This window comes from Kribbella swartbergensis (assembly GCF_054784135.1).
Genome location: NZ_BAAGPM010000041.1, coordinates 111,148 through 124,981, shown reverse-complemented (window position 1 = coordinate 124,981; position 13,834 = coordinate 111,148). Strand labels below are relative to the sequence as shown.

Below are 13,834 nucleotides of genomic sequence, written 5' to 3'. Positions count from 1 at the left end.
TGAGTAGACTGGCTACATGAAGGCGGATGCGCTGCGAGGACACCTCGACCCGATGATCCTGGCCGTCGTCGAGGACGAGCCGCTGCACGGCTACGCGATCATGGAAGCGTTGCTGGAGCGCAGCGGTGGCGAACTGGATCTCCCGACCGGGACGCTGTACCCGGCCCTGCGACGGCTCGAGCGAGCCGGGTACCTGGCCAGTGAGTGGAGCACGGTGGGCGGGCGGAAGCGCCGGACCTATCAGCTCACCAGCGCGGGCCGGAAAATGCTTGCCTCAGGCAAGCAGGAGTGGCTGAGCTTCCGTGCCGTGGTGGAAGGGGTGCTACGCCCGGGCCAGGCGTAGGCAGCGGCCGGCCTGCAGGCCGACGACGAGCAGCGGCAGTACGACGAAACCGCTGACGACCGCGTAGTCGAGCAGAGCGGCCGAGTGTGTGCTGGTCGTGGCCATCGCGACCCCGATCGCGCTGATCACCACCGAGGTCGCGATCGCGAACAGTGCGGTCGCCCGGCTCACGTGGTCCCGGACGAGCGGGTACCGCATGCCGACGCCGGCAGCGATCACGGCCAGGACCGCACCGGCGATCGTCACCATGCCGACGTTCCGGACCAGGACCTGGAGGAAGTCGTTCAGCGGGCTCTCCCGGACCGGGTCCTGATTCCAGCTCCAGACACCTTCCCGCCACACCAGCGGCTGCGCGATCAGCACCAGGAACAGCAGCATCGCGGTCCGCCGGCTCTGGCTGACCGCCAGTTCGGCGCGGTAGCCCGGCACGATCTCGTCGAGTTCGCCGAAGTCGGCGACTGCCTCGCGTTCGGCAGTGTTCCGGTCGAGACCGTCCGCCTCCAAGGCCTCGGTGGCGTCGACCAGGTGGTCCCGCGCCTCGGCCAGCAGATCGGCCTTACGCCGGCGCGGACCGGGCAGGGCGCGACCCAGGTCGGTCAGGTACGCGTCGACCGGCGTCAGGGTGCTTACACGGCTGGACACGACTACCAGTATGGAGACCGCCCACTCCGATCACGTCCGGGGTCCCACTGAGTCACCCCTGACATCGGCCTGAGCGGCCGCCCGGCGACGCCTGCGGCGCAGGACGAAGAAGCCGACGTACGAGATGATCAGCAGCGCGAAGCCGACCTTCTCCGCGGTCGGGGTCGCGCCTTCGGGCCAGATCCGGCCGTCCAGGTAGTGATTGATGAAGCCGGCCCCGTAGACGGACTCGCCGCCCAGGCGGCGGAAGTACTTCTCCACGCCGGTGAACGGGCAGTCGTAGTCGATGACGACGATAGCCAGGCTCCAGAGTCCGACCGCCAGATGCGCCCAGATCACCTTCGGCCACTTCCAGGCCAGGAACCCGCCCAGTACGAAGAACAGCAGGAAGGCGCCGTGCAACACCACCATCACGTCGCCGAGGAAGCGCCAGGCCATGGTCGTCAGCCTGCCGGGGTGCGGGTCAGGGCGTCCCGGACCGTCACCGGCGCGGGTGGCGTGGGCTCGGGGCGGATGGCGCCCATCAGCCGCTCCACCGCCGCCTCCATCTCACTGCGCCAGGTGACCGCGGACCGCAGGTCCAGCCGCAGCCGCGGATTGCGCGGGTGGTCTCGGACCACGCCGAACCCGACCGCGCGGAGGAACTCGGTCGGCCAGACACAGCCCGGTCCGTCCCAGCGCGAGTCGCCGAACGCCTCCACGGCCCGGAACCCCCGCTTCAGCACGTCCTTGGCGACCGCCTGGACGAGGATCTTGCCCAGCCCGAGCCCCAGGTACCGCGGCAGGATCCGCCCGGTCGCCAGTACGACGGCATCCGGGCTGACCGGCGCGGTGGGGAAGGCTTGTATCCGCGGCAAGTACGCTGCGGGCGCGTACACCGCGAACCCGGCCGGCTCGTCGTCGACGTACAGGACGACGCCGGCACTGCCCCAGTCGAGCAGCACCTGGGAAAGCCACGCTTCCTTCTCCAAGGCGGTGTCCCCGGTGCGGCCGGCCTGCCTGGCCGCGACCGGGTCGAGCTCCCAGAAGACGCAGTGACGGCACGGCACCGGGAGCTCGTCGAGGTTGGCGAGCGTGAGCGGTTCGAGCCGTCGAGCCATCAGCGTGCTCTGTCCCTGCCTTGGCGGGTACGGACTGTGGTCTTCGTCACGGTGAGTGTCGTCCTGCGGGTCGTCGGGAGGCTCATCGTGCCGCCGGTGCCGCGGCTGCCGGTGCCGGCCGCCGCGCGTCCGGGGTCTCCGCCGCCTCCGGGGCGACGTACCGCTGTTGCACCTTCGCGGCCGGTTGCCGCCGGAACAGCTCGCCGGCGAACCCGGCCAGCACACCCAGCAGCAGTCCGCCGAGCGTCCATCCGGCTGCCTTGCCCACGCTCATCCGATCCTGCCTTCCGCGTCCACCTCTCAGGCCACACCCTGCCGCCCGGCCGTCTCAGCAGCCAGATCACGGCATGGTCGAACCTGCCCCTATAAGGCATGGTAGTGAGAGGTAGCGCCGATCCACAGCCCAGGCACACCTGGGTCGGTCGGCGTAGCCTGGTGACTTCCCCCTCGATCACCGTTGGAGTGGCTTCGTGAGTGCTGACCTGCCCGATGTCCGGCAGACCCGTCTCGACAACTACGTCGACCGGTACGCAGCCCGGACCAAGGGCATGACGGCATCCGAGATCCGCGCCCTGTTCGCGGTCGCCAGCCGCCCCGAGGTGGTCTCGCTGGCCGGCGGCATGCCGAACATCGGCGGCCTGCCGCTGGACGTGGTCGGCAGCGCGGTCCGCGACCTGGTCATCGACAGCGGCTCCACCGCGATGCAGTACGGCTCCGGCCAGGGCGATCCGGTACTGCGGGAGCAGATCTGTGACGTGATGCGGCTGGAGGGGATCGACGCCCACCCGGACGACGTCGTGGTCACCGTCGGCAGCCAGCAGGCGGTCGACTTGGTCACCCGGGTGTTCTGCGATCCCGGCGACGTGGTGATCTGTGAGGCGCCGTCGTACGTCGGTGCACTCGGCGTCTTCCGCGCGTACCAGTGCGAGGTCGTCCACGTCGCGATGGACGACAACGGCGTCGTACCGGAGGCGCTCGAGCAGGCGATCGCGTCGGTCCGGGCGGCCGGCAAGCGGATCAAGTTCTTCTACACGATCCCGAACTTCCACAACCCGGCCGGTGTCTCGCTGTCCGCGGAGCGGCGCCGCCGGGTGCTGGAGATCTGCCAGCGGGCCGAGCTTCTCGTCCTCGAGGACAACCCGTACGGGCTGCTCGGGTTCGACGGCGACCCGTACCGCGCGTTGCGCGCCGACGACCGCGAGGGCGTGATCTACCTCGGCTCGTTCTCGAAGACGTTCGCTCCAGGGTTCCGGGTCGGCTGGGCGGTCGCGCCGCACGCCGTACGGGAGAAGCTCGTGCTGGCACAGGAATCGGCGACCTTGTGTCCGCCGGTGTTCAGCCAGCTGGCGATCTCGTCGTACCTGAGCCGGCATGACTGGCTCGGGCAGGTGAAGCAGTTCCGGGAGATGTACCGGGAGCGCCGCGACGCGATGCTGTCGGCGCTGGCCGAGAAGATGCCTGCGGCAACGACCTGGACCAGGCCGGGCGGTGGGTTCTACGTCTGGCTCACCCTGCCGGACGGGTTGGACGCCAAGGCGATGCTGCCGCGCGCGGTGACCGCACGGGTGGCGTACGTCCCCGGGACCGCCTTCTTCTCCGACGGATTCGGCTCCCAGTGCATGCGGCTGTCGTACTGTCATCCGACGCCGTCGCGGATCGTCGAAGGTGTCGGCCGGCTGGCCGCGGTGGTCAACGAGGAGCTCGAGTTGCGGCAGACGTTCGGGCCGCTGACACCGGGTCCGGGACGCGACTACGACGCTCCGGGACCGGAGCTGAGCTGAGGGTCCCGCGCAAAGTTTGCGCAATGGATCCACGGGCGGCCGGAGGTCCGGGAGCGCGGTAGCGGTACCGTTCCAATGGGCCTCGGGACCGGCGACCGTGCCGGAGTCGCCCACGAGTGATCGGGATATGTGTGATGAGTGATCTTGGTCGAGTGCTGGTACTGGCCGGCGGACTGTCCCACGAGCGGGACGTCTCGCTCCGGTCCGGCCGGCGGGTCGCCGACGCCCTGCGCAGCGTCGGTGTGGAAGTCGAGCAGCGCGACGTCGACGCCACCCTCGTCGAACGGCTCCGCGACGACCCGCCGGACGCGGTCTTCCCCGTCCTGCACGGCGTCACCGGCGAGGACGGCGCCCTCCGCCAGGTCCTCGACCTGTACGGCGTTCCGTACGTCGGCGCGGCCGCGGAGGCCTGCCGGACGGCCTTCGACAAGCCGGTCGCGGCCACCATGGTCTCCGCTGCCGGGCTGCGGACTCCCCCGTCGGTGGTGCTCGGGCACGACACGTTCCGAGAGCTCGGCGCGACGGCTCTGATGGAGGCAGTCGTCCGTCAGGTCGGCCTGCCACTGGTGGTGAAGCCCGCTCGCGGCGGTTCGGCGCTGGGTGCGTCGATCGTGCGGTCCGTGGAGGAACTGCCGACGGCGATGGTGAACTGCTACGCGTACGGGCCGGTCGCGCTGATCGAGAAGTACATCGACGGGACCGAGGTCGCGGTGACGGTTGTCGACACCGGCGACGGGCCGCGGGCCTTGCCGGCGGTGGAGATCCGGCCGGATTCGGGGTTCTACGACTACGAGGCGCGCTACACGGCCGGCGCCACGCAGTTCGTCGTACCAGCACGTCTTGATGCCGCTGTCGCATCGGCCTGCGCTGAGGCGGCCGTGACGGCGCACCAGGCGCTCGGGCTACGGGACCTGTCGCGGTCGGACCTGGTCGTCGACGCGTCCGGAGTTCCGTGGTTCCTCGAGGTCAACGTGGCGCCGGGGATGACGGAGACGTCACTGGTGCCGCTGGCCGCGGAAGCCGCCGGGATCGAACTGGGTGTGCTGTGCCGCGACCTGCTGGCTGCCGCCGCGGCACGTTGAGGTCCTGATGCCCGAGCGGTCCTTCTGGCGGACGGTGCTGACGCCGCGGTGGTTCGGGCTGCTCCTGCTGGCCTTGGCCATCGCCACCGTCATGTCCGTGATGGGCGTGTGGCAGCTGGACGTTTACCAGTCGAAGACCGCCGCCGCGACCGCCAAACGGGCCGAGGCACCGCCGGTACCTTTGCAGTCGCTCTTCTCCATCGACGAGGGCCTCCCGGCGAAGGCCGTCGGCCGCCGCGTCACCGTCACCGGCACCTGGGGCCCACCCGCCGACCAACTCTTCATCACCGACCGCCGCCACGGCCCCACCACCGGCCTCTGGGTCGTCACCCCCGTAATCCTGACCCCCACAACCCCCGGCTCGCCGGGCACGAGTTCGGCTGACGCGGGTGCGGTGATGGTGGTGCGCGGCTGGGTCTCGTCCGTCTCCGACCCGGCCGCCCGCGCCCCCTCCGGCCCCGTGCAGCTGACCGGAGCCATCGCCGCCTCGGAAGCCCAGGACTCCTCCGGCGACGCGGTCAACGGCCGCGTCCTGCAGTCGCTGCGCATCCCGACGATCGTCGACATGGTCGACTACCGGATCTACGACGCGTTCGTCGTACAGGCCTCCATCGACTCTGGTACGACGCCCCGCCCCGCGCCGGCCGTCGTACCCCCACCCGCTCCCCCGACCGACCACGCCGGCCTCCGGAACGTCGCCTACGCCTTCCAGTGGTGGGTCTTCGCCGCCTTCACCCTCTGGATGTGGACCCGCATGGTCCAAGACGCTCGCCGCCCCAACCCCGACGGCGACCCCGAACCCCCCGCCTCAGCCCCGGATCCCGCCGACCCCTCGTCCCCGACCACCGCGGTGGATCCCACCGATCCGTGGGGCAACCAGGACGAGGAGCGTGTGAAGTCAAGCGGTACCGTTTCAACGTGACTTCACCAGCCGACCCCGCCACCTCCGCCACGCCCAAGAAGCCGCTCACCCCGGCCGTCCGCGGCGCCCTGACGCGCTACCGCGTGATCGCGTACATCGTCGGCGTGATGCTCCTGCTCCTGCTCTTCGTGGCCATGCCACTGAAGTACTTCGCCGACGACCCCAGCGCGATGGACATCATCGGCCCGATGCACGGCTTCCTCTACATGGTCTACCTACTGGCCACCTTCGACCTGTTCCGCCGCGTCCGCTGGTCCTTCGCCCGCCTGATCCTCATCGCCCTCGCCGGCACCATCCCCTTCCTCTCCTTCTACGCCGAACGCAAAACCACCCAAGAACTCACCCACCCCTAACCCACCACCCACCCCCGCTCCAACAGGCGCTCGCTCACGCGTCCGGTAGGCACCAGACCCCCTCCGGCAATTTCCCCACGCCGAGCCACCGGCATCGACACCTCCGAGATCCGCACGTCCGCGATAACCGCCGACTCTCGGCACGCCGGCACTTCAGCACTCCGGCACCCCGAGCGGTCCCGCCGAGCTTCGCCGCAATCCGGCACACCCGCGCAGTCCGCAGCCGCGCCCCTCTCATGCGCCACCTTCTTCAGCCGTTCGGCGCCCCGCCCTCCCCACCGGCGACCTGGCGCGTCGCGCCCTCAGAAGCACCACTCCGCCAGTCCTTAGGCCCGAACCCTCGAACTCCCGCCCCGATGTTTCACATGAAACATCCACCGCAAGTCCGTTAATAGATTTGTCGACAAATCCCGCCGACTGCTCCCCGGCCCGCAGCTCGACTCCCAACCCGGCCACCTCAAAAACCCCGAAATTCCTCCCTGAGCGCGATTCTGAGCAACCCGCAACCTCGCCATCCCGCAGAACCGCCCCGGAAGACGCCCACAATCCCTCTGACTGACGCATTCCACGCTCAGCCACCACTGACACAACCGACGACCCACGCTGGTGGTCCGCCAACCCCCGAACCGCCCCGCACTACTTCGCCGACCGCGTCACGCCCCCTCCGCCCCGGCTCAGAATCACACCCCCAGAGGAATCCGGCGCCCCCACCCGCGAACCGTCACTCCTGCGCATACTCCACAACCCACAGCCCAGCGCCAACGCCGACTCCGCACCCGATCGCCGTACACCTCGCCTGGCCCAAACCCCAGACAGACTGCCTCAACTCCCACCGCCCCGCCCAGTCACCGAGACAAAGCTGCTGGCCCCACCCACCAGTCTGAACCTCCCGCCGCGGCACGACTGACTTGTAAGCCCCGAGCCAAGCAAGCCGCCCCCGACCCACGAAGTCGTGTGCGAAGGCCGCTCGCGGACCCTCCTCGCCTGGTCCTCCCTGCTGCGACCTGGTCCGCTCGGCGCGGCTCGCCGTCCCCAGGCGGGCGTGCCCGTTCTCCCGCTTCCCATTCGGCGTGTCCCCGGACTGACGTGTCTCCGGTTCCCCGCCCGCCCCGGACAGCGGTCCCCGGCTGCGCCCGTCGTCGGATCGCGCCATTCCTCGGGTCCCGCTCGTCCTACGATCCGAGCGTCATCGGACTCCGCTCGTACGATCCCAGGGCTCCGCTCCCGTACTTGGGCGAGGTCCGGCGGGCCCAGGCCTCGCAGGTTCTCGGGCACTCGGACGTCACTCAGTTCGGCCGGCACGCCGCCCCCCGCGCAGGGTTCCTTCCTGCGTTCCACGCTCCTGCGTATCACCCGGCTCGTCCCGTGGGCATGCGCCGCCTCCAGCCCCTCTCCCGTTCAGGGGCCCGCGTGCTCCCGGCCAGTACGTCATCGTCGCGGCGTCCTGGTTCCGCGTTCCCGGGCCATGACTCGTGGCTGGACGCTGGCTCGTCGTGCGCCATTCGTCGTACGGCGCCGGCACACGACTCCGGCATCGCTCGTTCCGGGACACTGCGGAGCCTGGTCCCTCGATTCGCCACGCTCCCGCGTCCTATCCGGCGCGTCCCTGGCCTGGACAGCCCCGGACCCGCCCATCTCCGACTAGCCCTTCCTGGATCCCGCCCATCCCCGTCCCGGTGCTCGCCCGGTTCCGGTCCACCCTCGTCCGCAGGTCCCGGGCCGTCACCTCGTTCCCGGGCCTCCCGCGGTCCCCCAGGCTCGCCGGCTCGTCAGCCCCCGGGGATCCGCGCAGAGCGTTCTCGCGCGTTCGCCCCGCGCTCCGGCGTCTCCATCCCGCGCGTCCCAACCCTGGGCCATCGCCGGGTCCCGCTCTTCCGGCCTCGCGCTATCCCAGTCCCCCGCGCGTCCCACGCTCGCAGTCGTGCGCCTCGCCGTACCGGGAAGTCCGCGCAGCGCACGTTCCGTTTACCCACGCTCCCGCGTCCCATCCGGTTGACCGCCAACCGGGCGTACGGGCCGGTCCTTAACCCTCGCCCGTCCAGAGCCCTCGCCCGGCGAGAGCCCCGCCGGGTGCCGCGTCTCGCGCGTCGGGACGTCCGCGTGTCTGGGGTCGGCGCGTGCAGCTCTTGGGCGGGCTCGGGCGGTGGGACTCGGCGTAGCGAGCGGCCCCGAACTGTGCGTGGGGGCTGGTCATGCGGACCGCGTGAAATCGCCTGCTGGCCAGCGAGATGCGCCGTCGGTTCAGCTAGTGCCGCGGGCAGATAGCGATGCTGAAGAGCAGCTACGGCGCCGGGTGAGGTGGTGGACGGCGATCCCGAAGAACTAGGGCTGCGTGCTGGTGCGTCAACTGCGGACGCCAGGGGGTGTCGTGGAGCCGGTTCAGCAGATCATGGCGAGCTGTCGGGGTGGGGAGTCGACCCGCGCGACGGTGGGTTGGGCACCGTGAATCCGGTGGGCCAACCCGACGTCTGGGTGGCCCACCCCTCAGATGGGGTGCGACGGTGTGCGGCTCCCCGGGGGTTGCGATCCCGACCGCTGCTGATGGGCGCTAGGTGGTGGGTTTGTTGGGGTCCATCAGGGCGACGATTCGTTCTAGGTCGTCGAGTGAGGCGAACTCGACGGTGATTTTGCCCTTCGTTTTGCCGAGGTCGACCTTTACTCGGGTTTCGAAGCGGTCGGAGAGGCGGTCGGCCAGGTCGACGAGGCGTGGGGCGACCGGCTTGTTGCGGCGGCGTTGGGTCGGGGCCGGGTCGTCGGAGTTCATGTCGCCGAGGGCGACGATCTCCTCGACGGTGCGGACCGAGAGGCCTTCGGCGACGATGCGCTGGGCGAGGCGTTCGATCGCGTCGCCGCTCGGCAGGCCGAGGAGTGCGCGGGCGTGGCCCGCGGACAGAACACCGGCGGCGACGCGGCGCTGGACCGAGGCCGGGAGCTTCAGGAGCCGAAGCGTGTTGGAGATCTGCGGGCGGGATCGGCCGATGCGGCTCGCGAGGACTTCCTGCGTGCAGCCGAAGTCATCGAGCATCTGCTGGTATGCCGCCGCCTCTTCGAGCGGGTTCAGCTGACTGCGGTGCAGGTTCTCCAGCAGCGCGTCCCGGAGCATCACGTCGTCCGAGGTGTCGCGAACGATCGCCGGGATCGTGGTCAGCCCGGCCTGCTGGGTCGCGCGCCAACGACGCTCGCCCATGACGAGCTCGTATCTGTCCTGCTCCAGGCGGCGTACGACGATCGGCTGCAGCAGACCGATCTCCTTCACCGAGTGGACCAGCTCCTCCATCGCCTCCTCGTCGAAGACGGTGCGCGGCTGCTTCGGGTTCGGGGTGATCTTGTCGACCTCGATCTCCGCGAACGACGCCCCCGGTACGGCGGCGAGCTCCGGCTCGGGCTCGGCCTTGGGAGCGGGCGGTGCACCCGGAATCGAAGTGGACTTGCTGCCGAGCGTCGTACTGCTACCGGGAGCGGGCGAGCTGGGAATCAGCGCACCAAGTCCACGTCCGAGTCGGGTGTTCATCGCGCTCCTCGAGTTCGACAACCTGCTGACGTTCGTCAAGTACTACGGGCCGGCCGCTGTGCTGTTTCACGTGAAACGCCGCCGACCAACACGGCAGCCAAAAGCTGCCTGAGCAACGGTAACTGGTCCACCTCACCGCTTCCCGCATGCCTCCCCTGTCCGACTCGAGAACTTCGTTTTACCTGGAATCGCAGCCCAGGCGCCTCCAGCCGACGGGCATTCCCCGACAGTCGTTTCACGTGAAACGGACGGCGAGGCGACGTACTGGCGCCCAACGTCCAGGCACGGCAACAGCTACGCCCAGCCATGGTCGACGTGCCGGGCAACGCGGCAAGCGAGATCTTGCGGTTGGAGGGGCTGACCTGTCACGAGTACGAGCGGTATGAGTCGCTACTGCGAGGAGCATGCCGGTGCGGGTCGTAGCGCGCGGAGCAGCCACCTCCGCGTACAGATGTGCCTGGGCGAGCCAGGCGGTGCGGGGTCACCAACTCGATAGGTCGACAAATCACTCGGGGGCGGTGGTCGATGAGAGGCGCTTGCCTCGGCGGCTCCGAGACGCCGGTCTGTGTGCTCGGAGGACCTGTGTCGCAGCGGGGGCTGGCTCGCCCGCCGGCCTGATGACGGCTCCTGTCCCGAACCCGCACCCCTGCCCCGGTCTGTCGAAGGTGTGCGGCAGAGTTCACGGTCGGCCAGTGGCTGCGGGCGGCTGGCGTCCGGACGAGGCCAGCCAAGTGGGGCAGGCCGCCGTGTCGCTCTCGCGTCGTATGTCGGTATGAGATCCGGCGAATCACTCCCCCCGTTTCACGTGGAACGGAGCTCAGGCCCGACGACTCCTGCAGCCTCGCCCGGGAGGTGGCCGCTCGCGGAAGCGCGCCGCGGCCGACTCGGGCTGCCCAGCCCAGCACGACGCCGTCGGAGGCGCGCGCAGGGGTGTGCCCCTGTCGCACCGCGGCCTGGGAGGGCGCCAACTGGGGGACCGCATTGAAGGAGCACGGGGGGAGGGAGGGAGGGCGCCGGGCAGTGACGCCAGGCCGCCGTCACAGGTCGGGGCGTCAGCAAGGGAGGGCGGGAGGATGGAAGGGAGGAGGGAAGGCGGAAGGGGAGGCGGAGAGGCGGAGAGGGAAGGCGGGGAGGGATGGCGAGCCGGAGGGTGGACGGGAGAAGGGAGGGAGAAGGAGAGGGGGTCAACTCCGCTGCAGCTCGGGCAAAACCCCGTTCGTCACCACGAGCGACACACGGGGACGCTCGTCATGTCGGGCTCGAGGCAGCGCGTTCACCGCGCAGGGCCTCGACGAAGACACGGAACCGGTGGTGGGGCGCGCCGACGTCGCCAGCCTCCATGCCGTGCCCGATTCCTTGGCCCATGCCCTCCCGATTTCGTTTCACGTGAAACGGTGCTGGGCTGGCTAATGGACCGGGGGTTCGCCAGGGGGCCAGATGTTCGGGCTGATGCCGGTTTGCTCGGTCGGACAGATAGCCCCCAAGGCGCGCAGGGATCGTAGGGCCGATCAGTCGGCCGGATCGAGGCGCCATCGCGCGCTGTCGCAAGACATCTCGATGGACCGCCCGACCTAGGGGCCCCGCCCTCGACCTGGTCAGTCCCTGGCGGCTGTGGGTGGTCGGCCCGGTGCCGGCGAGGTTTCACGTGGAACGGGAGTGCTGGTGCGGGTTGGGAGAGGTAGGCGGCCGGGCGGGCCGTGGGTGCCTCGTGGAGCCGCTGGCGACGAGGCGGATCGGTGCGGCACGGGAGACGGCTTACGGATACGGACGGAGCCTGCTGGCCGCCCGGGCATTTCGGCCAGAACGTCGCTGGTGTGTCGCTGGGTTGGAAAGCAGTGCGCCGGCCGAGGGGCTCGGCCGGCGCACTGAAGAAGGTGGTGTGGCGGGGTGGGTTAGGGGTTGTTGCGCATGGCTATTTCTCGGGACGCCTCTAGGTAGGAGAGGGCACCGGCTGAGGCGGGGTCGTAGGCGAGGACGGTTTGGCCGTGGCTGGGGGCTTCGGAGATTCGGACCGAGCGGGGGACGGCCGTGCGGAGTACGGCGTCGCGGAAGTGGCCGCGGACTTCTGCGGCGACCTCGCCGGCGAGCTTGGTGCGGGCGTCGTACATGGTGAGGAGGATCGTGGAGACGTCGAGGCTGGGGTTCAGGTGCGACTTCACCATGTCGATGTGGCGGAGGAGCTGCGACAGACCCTCCAGGGCGTAGTACTCACTCTGGATCGGGACCAGCACCTCGCGGGCCGCGGTCAGTGCGTTCACCGTGAGGAGGCCAAGGGACGGCGGGCAGTCGATGAAGACGTAGTCGTACTTCTCGCCCGCGGCTTCGGTCTCGGCCAGGTGGGCGTCGAGAGCCCGCTTCAGCCGGCTCTCGCGGGCGACGATGCTGACGAGTTCGATCTCCGCGCCGGCCAGGTCGATGGTGGCCGGGACGACCTGGATGCCCGGGTGCTCGGCGCAGGGCTGGATCAGCTTGCTCAGCGGCTCGCCCTCGATGATCGCCTCGTAGACACCCGGGGTGCCTTCCGAGTGGTCGATCCCGAGAGCGGTCGACGCGTTGCCCTGTGGGTCCAGGTCGATGACGAGGATCCGGGCGCCGTACAGCGCGAGGCCGGCGGCGACGTTCACGGTCGTCGTGGTCTTGCCGACGCCACCCTTCTGGTTGGCGACGACGAAGACTCGGGTCTCGGCGGGCAACGGGAACTCCCGGCCCATGGTGCGTCCTTCATTCACCAGCAGGGTCCGTTCGGTGGCGGCGGCGATCGGAGTCTCGAGAAGTCGTCGCTGAAGCTGGTCCGACGTGGCCCGCGCGGCGATCTGTGCGGCAGTCATAGCGCCCATTCCGATAGGTGCGGGACTTGGCCCGAAGAGGATGTCAGTGGGGGTCGGGGCGGGTTTGCCCCCAGCTTCGTCCACAGGCCTCTGTGGACGAATTCCCGTGTGCGGAGGCAGTTTCATGGGGTCGTCATCCACAGGCCGTGGAGACTCGTCGAAGTCGTTGCCGGCGTCAACCAGTGACGCCGATTCGGCGTGGCCGCCATCATCTCGCGGCTGCTCGGTTTCACGTGAAACGGCCGCAGCGTCGGTCGAGCGGCCGAGGTCGAGAGTCGCAGCCGCCGCCCGGAGAGCAGCACCGTCGAGCGGCCGATGGTGTCCATCGACCGATGGCTGGGTCCCGGTCGGCTCACTGGACTCCGGCCGAGGATCCTCCGGTGTGCTGCCACGATCCGAGGTCGGCTCGGGCCTGGCATCTGGAGTCGAACGTGTGGGATCGGCTGGGGTAGACGGGTTCGTGGTGATCAGGTGGACGGAGGTCTGGGTGTCTGTCGGCCAGCCGATGCCTTGCGCTGTGTTCGGCTCACCGGTGCTCTTCTCTGGCCATCCGAGGGCACGACTCACCAACCCGCTCACCTCCCGCGTCTTCCGTGCCGGGATCCCCCTGCAGCACGTCCGGCCACAATACTCACGACTGTCGTCGGCTGGGCCAGTTCATCCACACCGAGTTGGTGAATGTGCCAGACCTCGGCCCCGAGGGCCTCGAGTTCGCGTTCCGACGCGTCCAGCTCGTCCTCGGCGGACGATCCCTTCATCGCAAGCATCAGTCCCCCTTCGGCACACAGTGGCAGGCACCACCCGGCCAGTTTGCCCAAGGGAGCAACGGCACGAGAAGTCACCACGTCGTACGACGCCCGCGGGAGTTCCTCGGCACGGGATCGGACCACGGTGGCGTTGCCGAGACCGAGTTCCTCGACCGCTTCCTGGAGGAACGTCGTACGCCGGAGCAACGGCTCGACGAGCGACACGTGGATGTCGGGACGGACCAGGGCGAGAACGATCCCCGGCAGGCCGGCGCCGGTGCCGATGTCGGCGACCGTCGACTCCTCCGGGATCAGGCGCTCGACGACGGCGCAGTTGAGCAGGTGCCGGTCCCACAGCCGCGGCACCTCGCGCGGGCCGATCAGCCCGCGCAGCGTTCCCTGGGTGGCCAGCAGGTCGGCGTACGCCGCAAGCCGGTCCGCCGCCTGTGGAAACAGCTCCTCCACAAGCGGCGGCGTTTCACGTGAAACAGGTTCGGTCACAAGCGGGAACGTCCGGCAGCCATGG

General features: G+C 69.6%; 13 protein-coding genes. 5 read left to right on the top strand and 8 right to left on the bottom strand.

Annotated elements, in window-relative coordinates:
* The first annotated feature begins 16 nt into the window (after positions 1-16).
* Positions 17-343, top strand: a complete 327-nt coding sequence (locus ACYVOK_RS33545; RefSeq protein ID WP_460666618.1) for a PadR family transcriptional regulator — start codon at positions 17-19, stop codon at positions 341-343.
* Here ACYVOK_RS33545 and ACYVOK_RS33540 read toward each other — a convergent pair.
* From ACYVOK_RS33540 to ACYVOK_RS33525, 4 genes are all read right to left on the bottom strand, one after another.
* Positions 323-985 carry a permease prefix domain 1-containing protein gene (locus ACYVOK_RS33540; RefSeq protein WP_460666617.1) on the bottom strand — a complete coding sequence of 221 codons (663 nt, stop codon included), beginning with the start codon at positions 983-985 and terminating at the stop codon, positions 323-325. The genes ACYVOK_RS33545 and ACYVOK_RS33540 overlap by 21 nt on opposite strands.
* A 30-nt stretch (positions 986-1,015) precedes the next feature.
* A complete protein-coding gene (locus tag ACYVOK_RS33535) occupies positions 1,016-1,423 on the bottom strand; it encodes a DUF2784 domain-containing protein (RefSeq protein WP_460666616.1) in 408 nt (135 codons plus the stop codon).
* A gap of 5 nt (positions 1,424-1,428) precedes the next feature.
* Positions 1,429-2,085, bottom strand: a complete 657-nt coding sequence (locus tag ACYVOK_RS33530; RefSeq protein WP_460666615.1) for a GNAT family N-acetyltransferase — start codon at positions 2,083-2,085, stop codon at positions 1,429-1,431.
* Between the two features lie 82 nt (positions 2,086-2,167).
* Positions 2,168-2,359 carry a hypothetical protein gene (locus ACYVOK_RS33525; protein WP_460666614.1) on the bottom strand — a complete coding sequence of 64 codons (192 nt, stop codon included), beginning with the start codon at positions 2,357-2,359 and terminating at the stop codon, positions 2,168-2,170.
* 196 nt (positions 2,360-2,555) lie between these two features.
* Between ACYVOK_RS33525 and ACYVOK_RS33520 the strand changes: the two genes are divergently transcribed.
* The 4 genes from ACYVOK_RS33520 (at position 2,556) to ACYVOK_RS33505 (ending at position 6,223) form a co-directional block, all read left to right on the top strand.
* On the top strand, positions 2,556-3,866 hold the full coding sequence (locus ACYVOK_RS33520; protein ID WP_460666613.1) for an aminotransferase-like domain-containing protein: 1,311 nt from the start codon (positions 2,556-2,558) through the stop codon (positions 3,864-3,866).
* A 134-nt stretch (positions 3,867-4,000) separates the two neighbouring features.
* Positions 4,001-4,948 (top strand): D-alanine--D-alanine ligase family protein, encoded by a 948-nt coding sequence (locus ACYVOK_RS33515; protein WP_460666612.1) that lies wholly within the window; start codon positions 4,001-4,003, stop codon positions 4,946-4,948.
* A 7-nt stretch (positions 4,949-4,955) separates the two neighbouring features.
* Positions 4,956-5,870: an SURF1 family protein gene (locus ACYVOK_RS33510; protein WP_460666611.1), complete on the top strand. Its 915-nt coding sequence runs from the start codon at positions 4,956-4,958 to the stop codon at positions 5,868-5,870.
* The gene (locus ACYVOK_RS33505; RefSeq protein ID WP_460666610.1) at positions 5,867-6,223 is read left to right on the top strand and encodes a DUF3817 domain-containing protein; all 357 of its coding nucleotides are present in this window, start codon (positions 5,867-5,869) and stop codon (positions 6,221-6,223) included. Before ACYVOK_RS33510 ends, ACYVOK_RS33505 begins: the two co-directional genes overlap by 4 nt.
* A gap of 2,548 nt (positions 6,224-8,771) precedes the next feature.
* Here ACYVOK_RS33505 and ACYVOK_RS33500 read toward each other — a convergent pair.
* The 4 genes from ACYVOK_RS33500 to rsmG form a co-directional block, all read right to left on the bottom strand.
* Positions 8,772-9,734, bottom strand: coding sequence for a ParB/RepB/Spo0J family partition protein (locus ACYVOK_RS33500; RefSeq protein WP_460666609.1), 963 nt, complete (start codon positions 9,732-9,734; stop codon positions 8,772-8,774).
* A 1,892-nt stretch (positions 9,735-11,626) separates the two neighbouring features.
* The gene (locus tag ACYVOK_RS33495) at positions 11,627-12,562 is read right to left on the bottom strand and encodes a ParA family protein (RefSeq protein WP_460666608.1); all 936 of its coding nucleotides are present in this window, start codon (positions 12,560-12,562) and stop codon (positions 11,627-11,629) included.
* A gap of 122 nt (positions 12,563-12,684) precedes the next feature.
* Positions 12,685-12,888, bottom strand: a complete 204-nt coding sequence (locus ACYVOK_RS33490; RefSeq protein ID WP_460666607.1) for a hypothetical protein — start codon at positions 12,886-12,888, stop codon at positions 12,685-12,687.
* 249 nt (positions 12,889-13,137) lie between these two features.
* A complete protein-coding gene (gene rsmG, locus ACYVOK_RS33485) occupies positions 13,138-13,773 on the bottom strand; it encodes a 16S rRNA (guanine(527)-N(7))-methyltransferase RsmG (RefSeq protein ID WP_460666606.1) in 636 nt (211 codons plus the stop codon).
* Positions 13,774-13,834: the final 61 nt, after the last annotated feature.